This window comes from Xylophilus sp. ASV27 (genome assembly GCF_016428875.1).
Taxonomy (GTDB): domain Bacteria; phylum Pseudomonadota; class Gammaproteobacteria; order Burkholderiales; family Burkholderiaceae_C; genus Xylophilus.
In genome coordinates this window covers 1-393 of record NZ_JAELTO010000309.1, presented here as the reverse complement: position 1 = coordinate 393, position 393 = coordinate 1, and the positions used below count along the sequence as shown (strand labels likewise).

Here is a 393-nt window from a genome sequence, read left to right as displayed (position 1 = left end):
GGGAGCTCGCTCCCATCCAGACCACGCGTGAGCTCGCCTTGCTCGTTGGGAAAAACGTCCGTACTCGGGAACCGGGTCAGGACCCAGCCACGCGTACCTTCCAGGCGATCCGGATCTTTGTGAACCGTGAGCTGGACGAGCTCAAGGCCGTCCTGCCGCAGGCGGCGCGCCACCTGGCTGAAGACGGCCGTCTGACCATCATCAGCTTCCACTCGCTCGAAGACCGCATCGTCAAGCAATACCTGCGCGATGCCAGCAGTGTGGAAAAGCTGCCCAGCTGGGTGATGGTGCGGGCCGAAGACATGGCCCAGCCCCCACTCAACAGCGTAGGCAAGGCCGTGCGCGCCAGCGAAGAAGAGATCCGTGAAAACCCCCGTTCGCGCAGTGCCATCA

1 protein-coding gene is annotated in these 393 nt (G+C 63.6%); it reads left to right on the top strand.

Annotated elements, in window-relative coordinates:
- Positions 1-393 (top strand): 16S rRNA (cytosine(1402)-N(4))-methyltransferase (mraW, locus tag JHD63_RS23040; protein WP_198973141.1); only part of this gene is annotated, 393 nt, incomplete at both ends.